We start from the raw sequence: 20,620 nt of genomic DNA, 5'->3' as shown, positions 1-20,620 counted from the left end.
CAGTTTTTTATTATTAGGCGGAAAAGCTTCCGTTTATTTTTATGGATTAAATATTTTGTGCCAGTAGTGGTCTACATCCAGAAAAACTTCCTGCTCAGCCTCAGTCTGCATATTGCCATCCGTATCCATCGGCATATAAGGTCTGGCAGGAATGTCACCAAAGGGAATGGGTGCACCGCGTGTGGTTTTCCCAGAATCACCTTGCTTGATCCCAAAGTGCATCGCTGCGGCATAAGGCATATTGTTACTGATCACGGCTTCATCTTGGGTATGGCTTGTGACAACTCTAGCCCTAAGATCACCTGAAAGGTGTAACACACCACCATATTTAAGCCCTTTACGTTCATAAATCTTAATCGTTGAAAGTTTACGTCCTGCCCATGCAGGACGGCCACCCATGTCAAAGTTGTCATCCGTCACTGTTGCAAAAGTCCCTGCAATCGCAGCAGCTAGTGGACTTGTGTCAGACAGGCGACTTGCAACCAGTTCTAAACGATCAATAAGAGCTTGGTCGTTGATTTTTATAACGCTCATAATTTATACTATCCTTAAGGCGGTAGTTTCCTAATAGAAAGGTCACGGTTAATTCAGTGTTATGACGTGCAAGTCGTCCGCCGCCTTTATCATCTAATAACCTCATAAAAATTCGCATTTAAACCATCCACGATGGCTTTCTTTTGAACCTTAAAAATACTCACAATCTCCATCACACCATTTTTTGAGCGAATCGAGAGCTTTAAAAACTCATCTGTAAAACTGCTAAAATCCTCAGTCATTACAGGTAAGAGATACAACATGCTCTCATTGCTGACATCCCACAAAACACGGTCAAGCCGTACAATGTCTTGAGGTAAAACCAACCACTCCACCAGTGTTGGGGCATTACCAGCTTCACCATGTCGCTTGGCTTTTTGTCCAACCAGTAAATGATCCGAAATAGTAAGAACTGGACTTTCCACCACAACATTCTTTTTCGTCAGAAATTTAATATCACGCATATCAATAACACCAACAGTGCTGGTCTTATTTTGCTGCTTGCCAAAACTGATTGCATTTTTTACAAAGGCCTCATGTGCCTTGAGTCGTGGCTGGCTGAGTAGCATTTGTTGAACCTGTTCTAAACCTTTCTGAGCACCGAGCAGATCGGCAGCTCGCTTAGTCAGTTCAACATCGAGTAAATAGCTCGCCGCTGGATGACTGTTAAAACCAGCCGCAGGCGAGAAATAAGTGACTTGACCATCAGCTTGCCTGACACGAATACGGGTTTGGGTGGCAACAGCATCCTGACCAGTAAAACTACTTTTTCCAATGATGACCTGATGCTGCTCAATATCTTCAGGCTTGGTTTCAACAACATTTAAATCCAGAGCTTCAGCATCACTGGCACGACGAGCACGGACTTTACACTTGCAGCCAAATTCAGTCGGCGGATAGGCATAAAGCCAAAATGGATCATCATAACGACGGGTTTCACCATTACGTGCTAGATGCACCTTGCGTGGATTGGTAATGGAAATATGCACCCACTCCCAAAGTGGACGAGTATCAATGGTCGCCATCAATGCCTTGTAGCGACCAGCCGCAAGACTCTTATGCACATTGGTGTCAAAAATGGTTTTAAGGCGACGTGGGCTACCAAGCTGAACCGTTTGCTCGATACCAGCAGGGTTTGTGACAGTCTGTTTTCCCCACCAGCCTTTTTGCTGCAAAGTCGGTGTAATCGCTGCTTTCCATTGCTCCAGATTCTGGCCTTGCTCCAGTGCCGTGATTAATGATTTTCGGATGTCCTGTAGTAGGTCAATCCGTGCTACCTTGGCAACAGTAAAGGCGCGGCTATGCGCTTCATCAAGTGTTTCATGCCAGTCCCAACCAATCTTAAAGCCCTTGGACTTCAGGTAGGCAATTGCGTCTTCAGGAGGCGAATTAAATAAGGCATTCAGCTCTGGCCGTTGGGGAATCTTAGTCATTTTCTGCCTCGGCCTGAGTGCTTAAGCGACCAAATACTTCAGCAGCAAAAAATAGCCGAGTCAGCTTTTCCTGTAGTGCTGGCTCATCATCAATCGGATAAAGCTCAGACAGCACAGCCAGAATTTCCTCATCATTCTGACCAGCCTGAATTTTTGCAATTAAATCCTGAGTCCATGCTTCAGCTGTCTGTTGTGCCTGCTTTGCTTGGTCATTGAGCAAAAGCTGTATGGCTTGCTCTTCAACAGGAATCTGGTTGTTGGCTGCAATTAAACCATTTAGCAACTGTGGCAAGTAAGTACTGGCAGCCAAGTTAGGTACGACTGGATTTTGATTCAATGCAGCAAGATACTCCGCAGGTGATGCAAAACGATTTGCTGCAATTTGCGCTTGCTCTTTAACCAAAGCCAGCACAGGCTCTTTATCATCCGCAGGTTCTGGAATGCCAAGTTTTTTATGTCCCCATGAACGAGGAATTTGAAAGCCGATTTCAACCAGCTTTGGCAATGCATCACTAAAGACTTCCATATCTTCAGTATCAGTCGTATCGAAATAAAACGACGGATAACGGTCAGGGACAATCTCTGGATAGTTCAACTGCATGAGATACTTGATCAGACAGTCATTGATGGAACGTGCAAGCTGTTTTGCATCAGACTTCACAAGTTTCTCAAACTGAATCTCATGGGTTTGACTCTGGGCATTTGTTGAAGTCTTGCCATCCGCCTGCGACAGCAACGTGCCACCAACGATGACTTTTGACTCTGTCTGCTCACACCATTTCACCAAGTCAAAGTGGTTCTTGGTATCACCATCTGTGGCGGCTTCAAAATCAATGCTCATACCATGCGGGATGATGCCACCCGCATTGCGTCCGATGCTCATGACTGCACGCAGCAAAGTCATTTTTTCTTTTTCGGTTGCACCACTTGGATATTTACCAATCTTGCTTGGTAGGCCGTATGTCTCTAAAAACTCCATGACATCACGGATGCCATAGTTCTTAAATAGGAACGGCCACGCCAACACACGGTGCAGGCCTGATCTGGCGATATAACCAGACTTGGCCTTATGGCGGTGAATAAACCAGCCGAAATCCCAGAAGTCAGCGCCCTCATGCGATCCATCATTCAGGCGCAGCTCATTCGGCTGGTCATAAGGTGTCATGAAGTTACGGGGGTTTACATACTCAAAACTTTTAGGCAGCCACAAGCTACCCATTTGATGCCATTCAACCTCTTGGCAAGAATAGCCATTACCAACAGCATCCATTGCATCGAACAGGAACATCTCAAAATCTTTGATGTCATCAATCCACTCTGCAACTTCCTCAGCAATTTTTCTTTCTGCCTCAGATGCATTCTTTGGCGGATTGACTCCCCACGCTAGACCATTAATACCTTTTTTACGCTTATCCATCTCTGAAAAGATATGGCCGTCGCGTTCTTCCATATCACAGAACAAATCAGCCTGTGCCTGTAGGTTGCCTTGCTCAGCATTGGTCAGGAGCTGGTGAAGTCTCTGCGGAGTCAGGCCAACAACAGGATGCTCTTGCCACTGATTGGCAAGCCAAGCAACATCGGCCGTCTGGTTCTGCTCAAGTGCAGAACGATCCTGAGTTTTGGATTTAGTTTTTTTCTTAGCCATAGCGCAAATACAGTTTGAGGATTTTGCACCATTATTGTTTTTTGACTTATTTAAAATTAGGCGGAAAGACTTCCATTTATTTTTGATTTTTTACTTCGCAATAAAACCGCGATTTTAGCGACTTAAAATCAAATAGGACTCATTGTTGCTGAAATGACTTTAAATCGCTAAAAACCGTTTTATAAAACAAACTAGGGCTATAAATCAGGTCGATTAATAATTCGTGATGATCAACTCATATTTCAGATCACGCCTAACGCCAACCTGACCAACCGAATAATTAATTTTTGTGGTACTGATATTAAAGTCAGCAAACAGGTCACGGATGTCAGGATGATCATTAATTGACAGCATGATCTTACTTTGACAGGACTTCATCAGCTCCGCCATCTTCACATAATGATCCCAACCGAACTCAACACCGTAGCCAGCCAATTTCCAATAAGGCGGATCGGCATACATAAAGCTATGAGGTCGGTCATACTTCAGCAAGCATTCATCCCAGCTCAGGTTCTCAACTGTGACACCTGAAAGCCTGTAATAGGCTTCGGTCAGTTGATCTTCGATGCGTAAAAAGCTGGGGGCCTTGGCCGTTGTTGCAGTGCCAAAATTCTGACCTGTATTCTTTCCACCAAAGGCGGTGTGCTGCAAATAATAAAACCGTGCTGCACGCTGGATGTCTGTCATCAGATCGGTGCTGGCAGCTTTTAGCCACTCAAACATCTGGCGACTAATGATTGCCCACTTAAACTGCCTTATAAACTCCTCCAAATGATGCTGTACAACCCGATACAGGTTCACCAGTTCACCATTCACATCATTAATCACTTCTACTTTTGACGGCTGCTCACGCATAAAGAACAGCGCTGCACCGCCAGCAAATAACTCTACATAACATTGGTGCTCAGGCATTTTTTGAATCAATTGCGACACCAGACGACGTTTACCACCCATCCAAGGCACGATTGGCTTGGTTTTCATGTTTTCACCTACTGCAAAAGCTTTTCATTTTCTGATAGCCTCGAATGACTGTGTGCACAGTAGCGAGGCTTTGCCTGCGGTAGCGTCAATACCAAAGGGGGCGGTTTAAACTGAACCTTTAAATCGTCACCTCGTTTTGAATTATTAGAAAATTGAAACTTTAAAATTAGGGGGAAGTTATTCCATGTCTTTTGAAAAAGCGAAAACATTTTTAGATAAATATAGAAAAGAGCATCCGTTTGTTTTTTACTTTTTGCTGACTTATTTGGGGGGGATAACTTTATATCTCATAATTTTTTTTATTTGGTTCGCTGATTACAACAGTCCAATGGCATTAAATGAAGTTGGTGATTTTCTTGCTGGGGCTTTTTCACCTATTGCATTTTTGTTCTTATATTTAGGTTATCGACAAAATAGTGAAGCGTTACGTATTCAGGCAGAGGAATTAAGACAAAGTACTGAAGCATTGCAACTACAAGTTGCAGAAATGAAAGAATCTGTTGAACAACAAAAGTTGATGGGGAAAATTCAAGAGACCGAGTTAGAAGAGAGGCACAATGCAGCAATGCCTTTTATTTCATCACAAGGAAATATCGATGTATCTAGTGATTTGTATGGACCATCTGGTCAGCAGTTTAAATTTAAAATTAGATTTGACAATAGAAGTGACAATGAGGCTAAAAATGTATTTTTTTATCTAGGGGATGATAATAATTTACCTCTTTCAATATTATCTAAAAATTCAAATAGAAATTTATCTTCGCCATTAACTGGAGAAGAAATTACCAAATACAAATCTCAACAACCTTTTAATCGAGAGATATATGTGGATTTTGAAAATATTTATGGTAGACGTTTTAAGAGTGTTTTTAAATTACAATGTACATTTTTAAATGGATCACCCCAAGTATTTACAGAAGATTTAGGAATGACTAAATACACCCAGCCTCACTAAACCAATCATCATAATCATCCGCATTCATATCCATCTCTTCACGGGATGGAAGCGGTATAAACTCAATAGCACTAAACATATGCAAACTCGCATACCACAACAGGATAGCTGCAACAGCTCCATCGCCATGACGAAATAGATCAGGGTCTTTCAAGTCCTTTTCACGTGCTTTCTTGACCATGTGGATGCCATCCACTTCTTCTATGGCGGTAAAGTCATTTTTAAGGTTCGCATCACGTGGCAGATCAATCATGCCATCCTCAAATGCACCTAATAATTTTGGTGTCCACAATCCATACCAGTTACGGTTCAGCTTGATTTGATGCACCATGTGTCCACCGTATTTATCAGCCGTATATTCAGCAAGTGTTTCACCAGTACCAGTTGCATCCATCGCAATCCCACCGAAACGCGGCAGACGATCCAGCATATACCAGAGTATTCTTTCTTGCATACGTGCAGGCACATTATGCATTTCGATGGTGAATGGTATGGTTCGACGTAAATCTTGTTCAATACAAAAAGGCATGATGTAGCTAAAATCACGATGACGGGCATAGTCCTGACCAGCACCATGCTGCTTACGTTTATCTAATTTTTGTAGCTCAGGCTCTAAATTGATTTTAATCCATTCATCAATATAAGCTTCGCGATCTTCATTTGATTTAGCCTTAAAGTCATCACCAAGTGTCAACCGTAAAACTGGACGTGCTTCTGACATGGCAAGCTCTACCCAGAGAGCAGGCAGACATTTTGAAGAACCCTCACGTGGAATAACATCCAGTTCTTCACGCATAGCAGCTTTACGATTACCGTAGCCTTTGCGGATGCCTGTATACCATTCCTTTTTACCTTCAGGTGTTGGTTCCTCATCGTTTACCAAGCACACACGTTCATAGAGTCCATTCTCTACTGCTTCATCAAAAGTCACTGTGTGAATTTTGGCAATATCTCCATATTCACCATTCTCAATCGCAAGAATTAACTGGTTGAATGCATTCTTTTTGCCATTATGTGAACTAATGATCCTGATTCGACTCTTCCAGATTCTTAATGCTGCCGCCGCTTCCAGAACACTATCAACATTCGCATGGAAAGCTGCCTCATCAATAACAACATCTCCCTGTAAACCACGCAGGTTTTCAGGACGACTTGATAAGGCTACAATCTGAAATCCGCTTGAAAAACGGATTCGATATGCATTGATATAACGGGTTTTTCCAGTATCATCCTGATCTTCAAAAAGAAATTCTTCAATTGAAGAAATACCTGCACCTTGTGCAGTCGCTATCAGTCTGGCGAACTTGGCGCAATAGCCAATAAATTCAAGTCCTTTTTCCTTTGTATCACCAACATAGTAAATATTACGCCCACCAGCTTTTTTACTGGAGGCTGAGGTGATAGTGCTGTCTAGAGCTGTGGCAAAAGTAATTCCTGTACGTCGACCTTTAGGACATACCATGATTTGTGCATCAAGTTGTAACCATTCAACTTGATGCTTCATCAACACGCCATTTTTTGTTGGATCAAAACTTGAGGGGATATTACGCACGCTATCTGGCAGATCATCCCATTCAATGATTCCAATGGTGTCTTTAAGGAAATGTGGAATCATAATACTTTGATTCCTTATTGTTCATCCCATAGGTTTTGGTCAATTAAAAGCCATTAAAGCGCCAAATTCATTTGTTTATTTTTTCACTTGTTTTTTTCAACAGAATCTGTAAAATTCACGCCACGTTGCCGGCATAGCTCAGTTGGTAGAGCAACTGACTTGTAATCAGTAGGTCCACAGTTCGAATCCGTGTGCTGGCACCATTAAATTCAAGAAAGGCTTAAACTTTTAAGGTTTAAGCCTTTTTTATTACCTAGTTTTTAACTGCACTCACCTGAACATAACGCACCAGACCATCTTGATAGAGTTTTTGGCACAACTTGGCCGTCATTGCTATTTTGAGTTGGGCAAAATCAAAAGGCCTTTTCCTTGCTGAGCATGTCTCAATATACTGGGCAAAACCTTTCAAAACAGGTTCTGAAAAATCCTGAATGACGATATCCTTAAAACCATGTTGTTCCAGTGTTTTGGAAAGTTGTTGCTCATCCATCAAATACTCCCACCTCACATCAGCACCTTTTAACAGATAGCGATATTGCTGCTTGTGTAGATAGGAACAATGTTGCCAATCATCCGACCCCATCAAATAATGAAAGGCAATTCGCCCTTTTGAATTCAAAACAGTAGAAACTGAATCCAGAAATAAATTCAATTCACTGTGATACGCAGCATCAACACATACGGCCACATCAAATAAATTTAAAAAATGCAGCGACCTTAAATTCAAAAAAGAACCACAAATGCTTTCCACCTGTGGCAATTCCTTTTGGATTCGTTGAATGCAATCTTTCTGTAATTCAACTGCACTCAATTGTTCAATATGATAATGATTAAACCAGTGCAATAAACTGGCACCTTGCCCACAACCAAGGTCTAAAACATGATCTGTTGACTTGAGCTTAACAGATGCCGCGATCTGATCAGCCAGGCTTTGACATGCCAGTGGATAGTTATGCTGTTGACCTTGCCAATATCCCAGATTGCTCCAGGCAAGCAATGAATCATCGCCCAGCCGTTTGGCATCAATCGCATATTTATGCCCAATGACTTTTTCGATCAATGCCTGTCTGAAAGTCGCCATGTTTAGTAGCCGAGTTCAGGTGCCACCTTGACTTTGGGTTTAAGCCCAACAAAAGGCAATGGTGCACCCAGGATTTCGGCAATATGCATGGCAGAGGTCACGGCGGACTCTAAAATTGGCAGGCCATCACATGACCATGAACCACAGTAAAATACCTTACGGTTCAACTGTAGGTGACGTTGCTGAATTTTTTTGTTCAATGCCACAGTTTCCGAATCCACCACCGCGCGGGTCAGTTTGACTTTAGAAATAATTTTTTTGGGATCAATCTCAATCACAGGACACCAGGTCTGGAAAACCGCATTTTTACCGACCAGACTTGGTTCAATGGAATTAATCCATACCGTAAATTGCTGGCGTGTAAACTTTCGGTCCATCATATAACTGAGTACCGCCCAATCCTTACGGCGCTGAGGCATGACAATCGGGTCAGTGTGAATCACCAAATCACCCTGTTCAAACCTAAACTGTTTTAACAGGGCAATATCTTCAGCAAATTGTGGTTGCTTGAGGAAACCCTCAATGGCAGGCGTTGGGGTGGCAATCACCACACGGTCAAATGACTGGCTTTCGCCCAGCGTATTTTCAACCCGTACTTTGTCTCCCTGCTCTTCAACTTTATGAACCGCCGAACCACTATAAATACTGATTCCCGCGATTAGGCGATCCACCAATGCAGGTGTGCCCCCTTTCATACGCAACAGCGCCTCACCTTCAGTGAGCTGGCGAATAAATTCCAGCAAAGGTTTGGCAGGCCATTCACCAATCGTTTTGGGATGACAGGTGCAAATTGTATAAAGCACGGGCATTACCGTACCATGCCAGAACACTTCCTCAATATGGTACTGATTCATGAACTCGGCCAGAGTGATGTCCTGATTGTCTGACTTAAAGAACTGGGTGATGGCGGTCTTGAGCTGCAGCATGCCCTTGACCAAACGCCAGCCATACTGCTGGATGCCCTTGCGGTTATTGATAATCGGAAAATTGCCAATACGGCTACGCGAGGTGGTCAACCATGTATCGGTTTTATCTTCAAACAGCCAGCTACAGGCCATAAAGGTTCGTACTGGAAAGGTTTCTATGCCTAAATAGGTTGCCAGACTGAGCGTGTTTTTCCAAAGTTTCGGATTCATCACCCGTAATGGCGCGTCAATCAGGCCTCCATCAAAATCAATACTGTGACTATCCATGCCCCGACCAGAGAGGGCCTCAAAGATAGTCACCTGATGTCCAGCATCCTGTAGGATTCTGGCGGCAGCAAGTCCTGCCATTCCACTGCCAATAATTGCAATATCCAAAATTATGTCCCATCAGTTGATGATTTTTCTTGATTATGACTGATCATCGGCTCAAACGCCGTATTAAAAAATACCAGATTCAGCATTTCAGCCAGAATTTTGTCGACCAATTGTTTGTCAGTTATGCTTACATTTTGACACAAATTGATTTTACACGCTAAATAAATGAAAAATAAAATTTTATTAGATCAAAATCCATAAAAACATACAGATCGTTCTTTATTTATCCATTTTTTGTACTTTAGGGGCTTTGCAAAGTATAAATTTAGCGCTATTCTGATTAAACAATAATGAGAACAGAGTCACATAATAAACTGTACAAGAATAAGTGACCCAATATTAAAAAAATCAATAGAGAACCTTATAGCGAAAGCCCATCACTCGAACGGAGTGATGGGCTTTCTTATATAGATAACTGATTTTGATGAGTTAATTTTCCATAATACCGAAGCGACCACTGTTAAAATCACGCACCGCTTCGACTATTTCAGCCTTGCTGTTCATCACAAATGGTCCATAGCCCTCAATGGGTTCATTCAGCGGCTGGCCTGTCAGAATCAGGAACTTGCTGTCCTGCTGTGCCTGAATGTTAAAGTCAATTCCCTCACGGCTTAGTACCACGATACTTGGCCCCTCAACCGTTTGGGTGTCATTGAACAGTACTTTTCCAGACAGCAGCACAAACAATGTGGTGTGGCCCTCAGTCACGTAAAAGTCATGTGCTTGTTCTGCAACTACAATGCCATCCCAGACATTGACTGGACTGAATGTACTTGCGGCCCCTGCAACATCCTGATACTGCCCTGCGATCACCCGCAAGCTACTGCCTGCATCATCCAGTGCAATACTTTGAATCTGGTCAGCCTCAATGGCCTGATATTTTGCTGGGGTCATTTTCGAATGTGCGGGCAGATTCACCCACAATTGAACCATCTCAAACAAACCACCATGTTCGGCAAATTCAGGGGAATGGAATTCCTGATGCAACACACCTGCACCTGCCGTCATCCACTGCACATCACCTGCCTTAATGGTTCCACCGCCGCCACTGGAGTCTTTATGCGTGACCTCACCCTGATAGGCAATCGTTACTGTTTCAAAGCCACGATGCGGGTGTGAACCAACACCATGTTGTTCAGTTGTTGGGTCAAAACGGTAAGGCGCCGCATAATCCAGCAATAGGAAAGGGCTGATGCTTTGCCCTAGGCGATCATAGGAAAACAGGTTGTAGACTGGGAAGCCATCACCCACCCAATGCATGTGCTTATTTTCATAGATACCAACAATCTTTTTCATCTGTGTACTCCTATTCGTTTAGAAGTTCTGGTCTTGGTATTGATTTTACGCCTTGCAAGATCGGGCTTATAGCTATGGAAATACAACACATGATCCTATGTACAGAACGATGCATGTTTGTAAGAACCAAAGTCAAATATGAATGAGACAATCTCTTAGAAAAGAAGAAGCAGATGAAAATAAAAAAGGCATAAAATTTAATTTTATGCCTTTTCTTGAGAGTTCTACGATGTACTAGAACGGATATACCCATCATAAAAAATTAATCAAATAAATTACAATTACTTATAAAAAAATGTTAAATATTTTGTTAAATTTTTCGATGAAAAATTAACATTTTCGGATAATTGATCTGTAAAGAGGTACGAATATCACTTAAAGTATTTTTTAAACCGTTTGAATTTCTCTAATATTTCTGAACAACTCTAAATGAGGAAAAAAACTTTTTATAAATGGCGTTTAAAGAAAAATTTAAATTCGAAATGAGTATAGGCAAAGACTCTTATAACAACTTTTAGTTTTTTAAGTTTTGATAAAAAACTAAAGAAAAACCCAGTGCAAATATAAACTCACTCAATAGGAATAAGTTCATATTGAAACAACAAAATCTGATGTTGAGATTAGAAAACACATTAAAATATTTCATATGTTCAACCACAAGTGCCTAATATTTATTGGAGTAGCATTAGGATTAGTTGACAATCTCATTAACTTAAATCTTCTATCATGACTGGTGTAAACCAAATCATTTGGTTTAATGACAGGTACTCCTTGTATTTGTAAACAGTCACTATGTGTTTTTCCTTCAGCTTTATTATTTTGAGCTAAATATGTTGTTAAATTTATAGTAGATAGATTTTGATCTCTCACATAGCCAATCATATGAGCATGTTGCATAGCCCATGCGTATTTACCGGTAACAAATCGAGATAAGCCATCATATAAATAATTTCTAACAGGATGAGTTTTGTCTAGGATTTTACATTCACAATAAAGCCCTTGATGTGGCTTACATTGACCTACTAATTTAAATGTTAAATCAGGTTGCTTATCCAAGTATGCGCCAGTATAGTCTTCAACAGATTCATTTCTAGATATACTTTGAAAAATATCCGATGTAAAACCATCAACAATTGTTCCATCACTCAAAATTTCATGAAGAGTATTTTGAATTGATGCGGTTATTTGCTCTTCCGTTGCGGCTAATAATTTTGCTTTCCCTCCCAACAAACCCTCTGCTGATTTAGAAGCTAGTCTTAGAGCATCCTCAACCACTAAAATAATATGAGCTGGCCATGCAGGAAATGGGTAGTTATTTTCTGTTGGTTTTTTACCTAAACTGGCGAACATACTCATTATTGAATACCCTCACAATAATTATATGCTCTATCCAAATCAGTATTTAAAATATCTAAAGCTAGTAATCGAGCTTTTGTTTTTGTCCAATATCGATTTTGTGCTAATTGGCCTATAAGCAATTCGCAACCAGTTTCATCGATATGTATTTTTACTTGTGACACCCAGAATTGATCAGCTAATTCTGACAAAAATTTATGACTTAAATTATTATTTATATCTTTAGGTTCACTAAACCCTATCCGAATAAACTTCCACCCAGATTGATTTCCATTAAGATTATCTTCAATTGAAGACCATAATTTCAAGTTTAATCTCTTTGTAAATGGATTAATCACACGACAAAGTTCATTCTGAAAACATTCCAAAGTTTCATTTTCAGGATTATTCTGTGCAACTTTTTTATTTTCTGCGTATGGTAAAGACATCTTTAGACTATCTTCAATTACTTGCATTTCATTCTTATTAAGGCCATAAATTGATGCCATAAATTGGTCTATTTCATTCCAAGGTTCTTCTCTATTGATTAATTTTTCACTCAAACTTTCTATGAGAGTAAGCTGTTCCTCATTAAAAGAACCAAAGTCTATTAAAGGAAAAGTGAATATTTCTTTTGTAAGTATTGCATCTCTTTCCACACCAAATTTCGCACTAGTCATAAGAAAATAATAAAGAAATAAATTACTATATGAAATTAGCTGCAAATATTTAGCCAGTAATAATGGTGATGAATGCTTAGCAGTTGATACCCCAACATAAGATTCTGAATATATTACTTCCTCTGTCGAGAGCAGTGCGCCTCGTTGATTCCTAAACGGTGGAGGAGATTCAAGAAATAAAACTAATGGGGCTTTAAATAATTGTGGATTTCTGTTCCCATATATTCGATCATGATAAAAATAATGTAGTCTACTGGTATTAATTATATATTGATGTTTATTTTTTTCTTTAGAGTCAAATAAATACTTCCCCTTGAAAAGAGATGCATCCACTTTTTGGCTACCTAACTGAAAACCACTGCCGCAGATAAGTTTCCATTTATCACAAAACTCTTGTAATGTTATCACTTCACTGTTTGTACGAATTTTCTCAATAATTTCATGATCCAACCAAGATCCTCTAAATAAAGTTTTCAATAGATGAGGATTAGCCTGAACTTGAGATTGTTCAACAGGTATAGCCATATGAGGATCCATTCGGAATCCACCTTGCTCATTTAGTGATTTTTCTACATATGGACTCAAATAGTAAAAAGAACTAAATGGTGAAGGTTTTTTATTTTTAGCTATTAAAAAACAAAAAGGTGCATCATTATTTTCCCAGATAGCTTTTTCTTGTCGTAATGCACTGCCATTAAAAATACCAGTAAGCTCAATACAGTCAAATAAAGCTGAACGTAATATAAAACTATTTCCATAGTTAAATAATGTATGTTGGGCATGTAATGCATAAGCAATCATTCCATTTGGCTTACACCATTCAATTGCTCTCCAGATAAAAGGAATATCTGGATCACATCCAACATTGAATTGAGATGCGATTTTAGAATCAATGCCTCTTGAAATCGCTATTCTTTCAATTAATTCATTGAATTTCTCACCAACGCCTCGGCCTCTTTGCTTAGTCCAAGGTGGGTTACCAACCACTATATCAAATCGCTCATTCAGTTCTACTGGTAGTCTTTCAGAAAGACTACCTAAAGTTTCTTGTAGATCTTCCCCAAAAGAGACATTAATAAGCGTTTTAGTATTCAAACAGTCAAACTTAAGCTCAGATAAAGGCGTAGGATTAGGGTCTAGCTCTAAGGCTGTGAGATATAAACTTAGTGCAGCAAATTTGAGTGATTCTGAATTGATATCTAAACCAACCAACTGGTGGTTTAAAATTCCTCTAATTTGATTACGTGTGGGTCTTTCCCCAGTAATTTTCCATTTTTCTAATACTAGACGTTTAAACGCAAGTACTAAAAAAACACCTGCTCCAGCAGAAGGATCTAGTATTTGAGCTGAGCTTTTGTCTTCTATTTCTAACCCATCAAACGCTGAATCTACTAATATTTTAGCGATGTGACTAGGTGTATAGTGGATACTCGTTTTCCTAGCGAATTCATTTTGATAAGCATGAGCAAAGTGCTCATAAACTTGACTTAACATATCCGCAGGAACGTGTTGAAATTGGATTCGCCCCCAATCTAAAGACATTTGTCTATTAATCGTTGCTAAAAGTATATCTTGTAGCTCAAAACAAATATGTTCTGACTCATCTCCAATCTGTGAGAAAAATTCATTATAATCCTCTGAATTATAATAAAAATCACCTAAAGGCAACAAGTTACCATTAAATGTTTTATCCAACCATGCGAAAGTATCAGATATAGAGCTAACGCTATTAAATAAGTTATTTAATTTAGATGTTTTATTAGAAATATTACCAACATCAGAATCTACTATTATTTTTCTGTCAATTAGAAATCGTGTAAATAATGCTCGACCAACTAACGATAAAATTTGATTATCTGTTAGTTTATTTGCAGATATATTTTCTCTTAAATTACGAGCAGTCGTTTGTAAAAGACGAAATAAATAATTTTCAAGCCAGCTCTGTTCAACTTTACGTTGATTATTTTTTTTATCAAGTTTGTCAGTTAAATTACCTATTAAAAAATCATGAAGATTGATACTACTCTCTGATAAATCAATTTTTTTAACTATAGGCTGATCATCATTTTCAGAAAAAATTCCTAAAGGATAAATATCAATAACACCAGCTCTCAAGACACCTAAAAAGCGTGCATCAGCACGAGAGGCTAAGATTTCTTTTAATTGCCTTAACTCATCAATTGTAAATATATTTTCTGATACTAAATATAAGGCAGCTCTACCATTAATTTCAACAACGGCATCTGGCCGCTTATCAATCTCATTCGTAAACAAATCTAAATATGATAAATGCACATACAATGGCTCTTTCTCAGAAAACTGAATGAGCATATTTTCTGATATACCATACTTAGTAGGATCTTGTAGAAGAGAGTGTTTCATAGAATCATCCATTCTCAATCATCTCCTAGCTCAAGATCAATTTGTTTATCTCCTCCGAATTTCCCAACTTTTGCTGAACCACGGGGTTTTTTAGTAGAAATTTCAACTCTATCTAAAATAGAAGAATAATCAATACCTTGTTCATGCATTTCAGATAGAAGTGTTGCAATAATTGCTAGATGCATTGGCACCTCTCCTTTTTTTGCATAGTTACTAAGAGAAGCTGGATTCATTTTTAGCAGTTCAGCAAAAGCTTTCAACGTTAGATTTGCTTTCCGAACAAGCCTATTAAATTCAGTATAGGTCATTGTTTTATAATATCATATCTATATGGTGATTCTACATAAATTTATGTAGAATCACCATATATTAAGAAATATAAAATATGGTCACAGCCTCAGACAAATATTGCCCTAAGAAGAGGATGTATATTCTTTTATTTGCTAAAATATTCCCAAAGATGAATCACATATAACTTAAAGCCTATGAATGCCGTTGAAATTGAAGCAGCCGTCTCCGAACTTGCAGAAAAGCCGTTTGATGCCCAAGAGTTTGCTTATGACTTTTTGAGAGCTTTTGGCAATAAAGAAACTACAATAAAAAAGCTGCGTGCTGGTCAGAGTAATTCTTCAGACATTGAAAACGGGGTTCTACAAAGAAATTATATTCACATAGCTATATGTGATCATGACTCAGTCACTTTGACTTTGAGTGCACTACGAGAAAGTAAGGCAACAGAGAAAGCTAAAGCCAAATTCATTCTGGCTACTGATGGTCTTAACTTACAAGCGGAAGATCTCCTGTCTGGGGAAACTATTAGTTCTGAGTTTTCTAAGTTTGCAGAACATTTTGGGTTTTTCTTACCACTAGCAGGCATCTCAACTATTCGGGAAATTAAAGATAACCCGATTGATGTACGTGCAACGGGACGTTTAAATAAACTCTACATCGAATTATTAAAAGAAAATCCAGATTGGGCGACTGAGGAACGTCGCCAAGACATGAACCATTTCATGGCACGTTTAATTTTCTGTTTCTTCGCAGAAGATACTGAAATTTTTCAACCAAGAGGAATTTTCACTCAGACAATAGAGCAAATGTCCGCACGTGATTCAAGTAACACACATGAAGTCATTGGTACATTATTCCATGCAATGAATGTGGATCATCATCAACGTGATGATATAAAACTTCCTGTTTGGGCGAGAAAATTCCCTTATGTGAATGGTGGTCTATTCTCTGGTAGTACAGAAGTACCAAAATTTTCAAAGATTGCCCGTACTTATTTATTACATGCAGGAAAGTTAAATTGGCAAGAAATCAACCCTGATATTTTTGGCTCAATGATTCAGGCTGTTACCAATGATGATGAGCGTGGTTCATTGGGAATGCACTATACCAGTGTGCCCAACATCTTAAAGGTCTTAAACCCGTTATTTCTTGATGATTTAAATGAGCAATTAGAAGCTTCTAAAGAAAGTTCTTTAAAACTTCTGAATTTGCGTAAGCGAATTGCACGTATTCGTGTATTTGACCCTGCGTGTGGGTCGGGAAATTTTCTTGTTATTGCATATAAGCAACTTCGTAAAATTGAAGCTAAAATTAATGAACTGCGTGGCGAAATAGGTAGAGCTACTGATATTCCTCTAACAAATTTTAGAGGCATTGAGATCAATAGCTTCCCAGCAGAAATCGCTCGATTAGCTCTTGTTATTGCGGAATACCAGTCTAACGTTCAATACTGTGGTCAGATTGAAGCATTACAAACTGTATTGCCACTTTCTAAAGAGAACTGGATTATTTGTGGTAATGCTTTACGTTTGGATTGGTTAAGTATTTGCTCTCCAAAAGGTAGTACAGTCAAAGTTGTTGCTGATGATTTATTTCAAACACCCTTAGAACAGACAGAAATTGATTTTGAAAATGAAGGTGGGGAAACCTATATTTGTGGGAATCCTCCATATAAAGGCGCTAGAGAACAATTAGTATCTCAGAAAGAAGATTTAGTCAGTGTTTTTAAAAACACTACTGATGTTAGAATATTGGACTATGTCTCTGGTTGGATATTTAAGGCTGCTGAGTACATCGATCAAAGTAATGCAGAAGCCGCTTTTGTAACGACTAATTCTATTTGTCAGGGACAGCATGTTCCTAGCTTATGGCCATTAATTTTAACCAAAGTAGAAATCAAGTTTGCTCTCAATAGTTTCAAATGGAGTAATCTAGCAGCACATAATGCAGGAGTAACTGTTTCAATAATAGGTTTAAGTAAGAGTTTAAAAACTAAGAAAATATATTATGAGATTGATGGTAAATTAATAATAAAAAACGTAAAAAACATTAGTCCGTATTTAATGGACACGGAAACCTTCATTGTGCACAAAGCGGCTGAACCACTTGCCGCCTTACCTGTGATGAACTATGGAAACTATCCTGGTGATGGAAATTTTTTAACTCTCAATAGCTTAGAAAAAAATGAGTTAATCAGCAAAAATCCTGAACTAAGTAAAATCATTCGCCCTTTATTTGGTGGTCAGGAATTTTTGAAAGGGAAAATTAGATTTTGTATATGGGTTGATGATTGCAATTTAAGTTTGGCTTTAAGTGATCCGTTTATTAATCAAAGAATAGCAAATGTGAAAGAAAATCGTTTATCCAGTAAGGATAAATCTTTACATAAATTAGCTGAAAGATCCCATCAATTCAGGGACAGAAATACTGCAAAAAATTATTTGATCTTGGTTCCAACTGTATCAACAGAACGAAGAGAATATTTACCTTGCGATTTAAAATCTAAAGAAGCCTTAACAACTAATCAAGCTTTTGCTTTATATGATGCACCAATTTGGACTTTAGCCATATTAAGTTCAAAAGTCCATCTAGCATGGATAGGTGCTGTATGTGGCAAAATGAAAACTGATTATAGATATTCAAATACTCTAGGATGGAATACCTTTCCTCTACCAAAACTTACTGAAAAAAATAAAGTAGACCTAACTCGTTGTGCTGAAAATATTTTATTAGCTCGGGAAGCACATTTCCCTGCAACGATTGCAGACCTTTATGATCCAGAAAAAATGCCCGAAAACTTACGTGCTGCTCATGAGCAAAATGATGAAGTTCTAGAACGTATTTATATTGGTCGTCGCTTTAAGAATGATACGGAACGCCTTGAGAAACTATTTTCAATGTATACCGAAATGACTTCAAAACAAGTAGGAAAGAAATAAGCATGACAACTTCAGAAAATCCAACCAATAAACGGACTGTTCCTGCTGTTTCTATCAAAACTGCTTGCACAGGCACATCCAACAAAGCGAATGAACTAGGCATGCGTCCAATGCAGGAACGTGCCTTTGAAAAACGTGGTGAACAATATCTTTTAATTAAGTCTCCACCTGCTTCTGGTAAATCACGTGCATTAATGTTCATTGCCCTAGACAAGTTAGCCAATCAAAGTATTAAACAAGCTTTAATTGTCGTTCCTGAACGCTCTATTGGTAGTAGCTTCGCAGATGAAGAACTGACTAAGTATGGTTTCTGGGCAGATTGGAAAGTGCAACCACACTGGAACCTATGTAATGCTCCAAATGCCGATGATGAAAAAGTTGCTAAGTCTAAAGTAAAAGCCGTCGGTGAGTTCTTAGCAGGTGACGACAAAGTATTAGTTTGTACGCATGCAACATTTCGTTTTGCAGTAGAAGAACTCGGAGTAGAAGTTTTTGACAATCGGCTTTTAGCAATTGATGAGTTCCACCATGTAAGCAGCAATCCTGATAACAAATTAGGTAATCAATTAGGCCAATTTATTGAACGTGATAAAGCTCATATTGTGGCAATGACAGGTTCATATTTCCGTGGAGATTCGGAGGCAGTACTCTCCCCAACTGATGAAAATAAATTTGAGACTGTTACTTATACTTACTATGAACAATTAAATGGTTATAGCTATTTAAAAGCACTGGATATTGGTTATTTCTTCTATACAGGAAAATATACCGATGCTGTAATGAAAGTATTAGATCCTAACCTAAAAACTATTATCCATATCCCAAACGTCAACTCCAAAGAAAGTACCAAAATTGGTAAGCATCTTGAAGTTGAACATATCATGGATGAGCTAGGCACGTGGAAAGGTGTAGATGATGAGACAGGATTTCATTTAATCGAAATCACGACCGAATTTGGTAATAAACGTACTCTAAAAGTTGCAGACCTTGTAGATGATAGTGATGCAGCTAAGCGTTCCAAAGTATTAACAGCACTCAAAAATCCTACGCAGCGTTTTAATCGTGACCATGTTGATATCATTATTGCCTTAGGTATGGCTAAAGAAGGGTTTGACTGGATTTGGTGTGAACATGCTCTCACTATTGGTTACCGCAGTAGTTTGACGGAAATTGTGCAAATTATTGGTCGTGCTACACGTGATGCCGAAGGTAAATATCGTGCTAAATTTACCAATTTAATTGCTGAACCAGATGCCTCAGAAAAACTTGTGGTTGAGGCAGTCAATGACATGCTAAAAGCGATTGCTGCAAGCCTATTGATGGAACAAGTACTCGCCCCTCGTTTTGAGTTCACGCCCAAAGATCAGGGTGCTTTAGATGGCTTTGATTATGGTGAAGATGGTTACCAGAAAGGTAAAAATAATATAGGTATTAATGACAAAACTGGACAAGTCCATGTTGAAATCAATGGCCTTAAAAAACCTGAATCTGAAGAAGCTAATCGAATCTGTAAGGAAGATTTGAATGAGATCATCACAGCCTTTGTACAGAATAAATCAGCAATCGAACGAGGCTTATTCGACCAAGAAAATATTGTTCCAGAAGAGCTAACACAATTAGCATTAGGTAAAATTGTTCAGGAAAAATACCCAGAGCTAGAAGCTGAAGATCAAGAAGCAGTTCGTCAACATGCAATTGCAGCTTTCAACTTAATTCAACAAGCAAAGAAAGAACTTGAACAAGCACAGGAAACGCTTGGCGGAACTACTCCCCAATTTACAGATACTGATAACAAACCTGAATCAAATTTAGCCTTTATTCAAGGCGTAAAGAGGTTTATAAATGTCAGAGATCTTGATATTGACTTAATTGATCATATCAATCCATTTGAATCAGCTTATGCCGTACTTTCAAAAGCAATGGATGAAGCTACCTTAAGACAAGTCCAAGCACATATCTCAGCTAAGCGTATCAACCTAAGCCCTGAAGAAGCAAAAGAATTGGCAATTCGAGCTGTACAGTTTAAAAAAGAGCGAGGCCGTTTGCCTGATATTAACTCTCAAGATGCTTGGGAAAAAAGGATGGCAGAAGGTGTTGCAGCTTTTGCAAGATTCAAAGCACAAGAAAAAGCAAAATCTGGTATTTGATAGTG

Annotated in this window: 14 protein-coding genes and 1 tRNA gene; 4 read left to right on the top strand and 11 right to left on the bottom strand. The window is 38.9% G+C overall.

From position 1 onward, the window contains the following. Positions 1 to 39: 39 nt before the first annotated feature. From QLH32_RS11915 to QLH32_RS11900, 4 genes are all read right to left on the bottom strand, one after another. Positions 40 to 534 (bottom strand): phage virion morphogenesis protein, encoded by a 495-nt coding sequence (locus QLH32_RS11915; RefSeq protein WP_283266396.1) that lies wholly within the window; start codon positions 532 to 534, stop codon positions 40 to 42. 89 nt (positions 535 to 623) lie between these two features. Next, a complete protein-coding gene (locus tag QLH32_RS11910) occupies positions 624 to 1,967 on the bottom strand; it encodes a phage head morphogenesis protein (RefSeq protein WP_283266395.1) in 1,344 nt (447 codons plus the stop codon). Continuing rightward, positions 1,960 to 3,612: a DUF935 domain-containing protein gene (locus QLH32_RS11905; RefSeq protein ID WP_283266394.1), complete on the bottom strand. Its 1,653-nt coding sequence runs from the start codon at positions 3,610 to 3,612 to the stop codon at positions 1,960 to 1,962. Before QLH32_RS11905 ends, QLH32_RS11910 begins: the two co-directional genes overlap by 8 nt. 213 nt (positions 3,613 to 3,825) lie before the next feature. Continuing rightward, on the bottom strand, positions 3,826 to 4,593 hold the full coding sequence (locus QLH32_RS11900) for a DNA adenine methylase (RefSeq protein WP_283266393.1): 768 nt from the start codon (positions 4,591 to 4,593) through the stop codon (positions 3,826 to 3,828). A 184-nt stretch (positions 4,594 to 4,777) separates the two neighbouring features. On the opposite strand from QLH32_RS11900, the gene QLH32_RS11895 reads away from it, so the two are divergent. Next, positions 4,778 to 5,548, top strand: coding sequence for a coiled-coil domain-containing protein (locus QLH32_RS11895; RefSeq protein ID WP_283266392.1), 771 nt, complete (start codon positions 4,778 to 4,780; stop codon positions 5,546 to 5,548). Here QLH32_RS11895 and QLH32_RS11890 read toward each other — a convergent pair. Further along, complete coding sequence (locus tag QLH32_RS11890; RefSeq protein WP_283266391.1) at positions 5,526 to 7,163, bottom strand: hypothetical protein; 1,638 nt, start codon at positions 7,161 to 7,163, stop codon at positions 5,526 to 5,528. The genes QLH32_RS11895 and QLH32_RS11890 overlap by 23 nt on opposite strands. A 127-nt stretch (positions 7,164 to 7,290) precedes the next feature. Here QLH32_RS11890 and QLH32_RS11885 point away from each other — a divergent pair. Next, positions 7,291 to 7,366: transfer RNA gene (locus QLH32_RS11885), tRNA-Thr, on the top strand. A gap of 50 nt (positions 7,367 to 7,416) precedes the next feature. On the opposite strand, the gene QLH32_RS11880 is transcribed toward QLH32_RS11885, so the two are convergent. The 6 genes from QLH32_RS11880 to QLH32_RS11855 all read right to left on the bottom strand — a co-directional run bounded on the left by QLH32_RS11880 (position 7,417) and on the right by QLH32_RS11855 (position 15,546). Continuing rightward, positions 7,417 to 8,244 carry an SAM-dependent methyltransferase gene (locus QLH32_RS11880; protein WP_283266390.1) on the bottom strand — a complete coding sequence of 276 codons (828 nt, stop codon included), beginning with the start codon at positions 8,242 to 8,244 and terminating at the stop codon, positions 7,417 to 7,419. Between the two features lie 2 nt (positions 8,245 to 8,246). After that, entirely contained in the window at positions 8,247 to 9,545 is a 1,299-nt protein-coding gene (locus tag QLH32_RS11875; protein WP_267980847.1) for an FAD-dependent oxidoreductase, read from the bottom strand. A gap of 429 nt (positions 9,546 to 9,974) precedes the next feature. After that, positions 9,975 to 10,841 carry a pirin family protein gene (locus QLH32_RS11870; RefSeq protein ID WP_283266389.1) on the bottom strand — a complete coding sequence of 289 codons (867 nt, stop codon included), beginning with the start codon at positions 10,839 to 10,841 and terminating at the stop codon, positions 9,975 to 9,977. 642 nt (positions 10,842 to 11,483) lie between these two features. Continuing rightward, complete coding sequence (locus QLH32_RS11865; RefSeq protein WP_279958747.1) at positions 11,484 to 12,197, bottom strand: hypothetical protein; 714 nt, start codon at positions 12,195 to 12,197, stop codon at positions 11,484 to 11,486. Continuing rightward, a complete protein-coding gene (locus QLH32_RS11860; RefSeq protein WP_279958748.1) occupies positions 12,197 to 15,250 on the bottom strand; it encodes an HsdM family class I SAM-dependent methyltransferase in 3,054 nt (1,017 codons plus the stop codon). The genes QLH32_RS11865 and QLH32_RS11860 overlap by 1 nt, the downstream gene beginning before the upstream one ends. 2 nt (positions 15,251 to 15,252) lie before the next feature. After that, positions 15,253 to 15,546, bottom strand: a complete 294-nt coding sequence (locus QLH32_RS11855; protein WP_047430144.1) for a hypothetical protein — start codon at positions 15,544 to 15,546, stop codon at positions 15,253 to 15,255. A gap of 177 nt (positions 15,547 to 15,723) precedes the next feature. Here QLH32_RS11855 and QLH32_RS11850 point away from each other — a divergent pair, with 177 nt between their 5' ends. Together QLH32_RS11850 and QLH32_RS11845 are read left to right on the top strand one after the other, a co-directional pair. Beyond that, positions 15,724 to 18,468: a class I SAM-dependent DNA methyltransferase gene (locus QLH32_RS11850; RefSeq protein WP_279958749.1), complete on the top strand. Its 2,745-nt coding sequence runs from the start codon at positions 15,724 to 15,726 to the stop codon at positions 18,466 to 18,468. A gap of 2 nt (positions 18,469 to 18,470) precedes the next feature. Next, positions 18,471 to 20,615, top strand: a complete 2,145-nt coding sequence (locus QLH32_RS11845) for a DEAD/DEAH box helicase (protein ID WP_279958750.1) — start codon at positions 18,471 to 18,473, stop codon at positions 20,613 to 20,615. Positions 20,616 to 20,620: the final 5 nt, after the last annotated feature.

Origin of the sequence: Acinetobacter corruptisaponis, assembly GCF_030053775.1 — a bacterium.
GTDB classification, from domain to species: domain Bacteria; phylum Pseudomonadota; class Gammaproteobacteria; order Pseudomonadales; family Moraxellaceae; genus Acinetobacter; species Acinetobacter corruptisaponis.
The sequence above is the reverse complement of the archived record's forward strand: the minus strand, read 5'-3'. Positions and strand labels throughout refer to the sequence as shown.

Excerpts from the sequence above, each read along its gene's own strand:
- QLH32_RS11890 (WP_283266391.1), bottom strand. The coding sequence starts at position 7,163 with ATGATTCCACATTTCCTTAAAGACACCATTGGAATCATTGAATGGGAT.
- QLH32_RS11845 (WP_279958750.1), top strand. The coding sequence starts at position 18,471 with ATGACAACTTCAGAAAATCCAACCAATAAACGGACTGTTCCTGCTGTT.
- QLH32_RS11905 (WP_283266394.1), bottom strand. The coding sequence starts at position 3,612 with ATGGCTAAGAAAAAAACTAAATCCAAAACTCAGGATCGTTCTGCACTT.
- QLH32_RS11910 (WP_283266395.1), bottom strand. The coding sequence starts at position 1,967 with ATGACTAAGATTCCCCAACGGCCAGAGCTGAATGCCTTATTTAATTCG.
- QLH32_RS11880 (WP_283266390.1), bottom strand. The coding sequence starts at position 8,244 with ATGGCGACTTTCAGACAGGCATTGATCGAAAAAGTCATTGGGCATAAA.
- QLH32_RS11870 (WP_283266389.1), bottom strand. The coding sequence starts at position 10,841 with ATGAAAAAGATTGTTGGTATCTATGAAAATAAGCACATGCATTGGGTG.
- QLH32_RS11850 (WP_279958749.1), top strand. The coding sequence starts at position 15,724 with ATGAATGCCGTTGAAATTGAAGCAGCCGTCTCCGAACTTGCAGAAAAG.
- QLH32_RS11855 (WP_047430144.1), bottom strand. The coding sequence starts at position 15,546 with ATGACCTATACTGAATTTAATAGGCTTGTTCGGAAAGCAAATCTAACG.
- QLH32_RS11900 (WP_283266393.1), bottom strand. The coding sequence starts at position 4,593 with ATGAAAACCAAGCCAATCGTGCCTTGGATGGGTGGTAAACGTCGTCTG.
- QLH32_RS11865 (WP_279958747.1), bottom strand. The coding sequence starts at position 12,197 with ATGAGTATGTTCGCCAGTTTAGGTAAAAAACCAACAGAAAATAACTAC.
- QLH32_RS11895 (WP_283266392.1), top strand. The coding sequence starts at position 4,778 with ATGTCTTTTGAAAAAGCGAAAACATTTTTAGATAAATATAGAAAAGAG.
- QLH32_RS11915 (WP_283266396.1), bottom strand. The coding sequence starts at position 534 with ATGAGCGTTATAAAAATCAACGACCAAGCTCTTATTGATCGTTTAGAA.
- QLH32_RS11860 (WP_279958748.1), bottom strand. The coding sequence starts at position 15,250 with ATGGATGATTCTATGAAACACTCTCTTCTACAAGATCCTACTAAGTAT.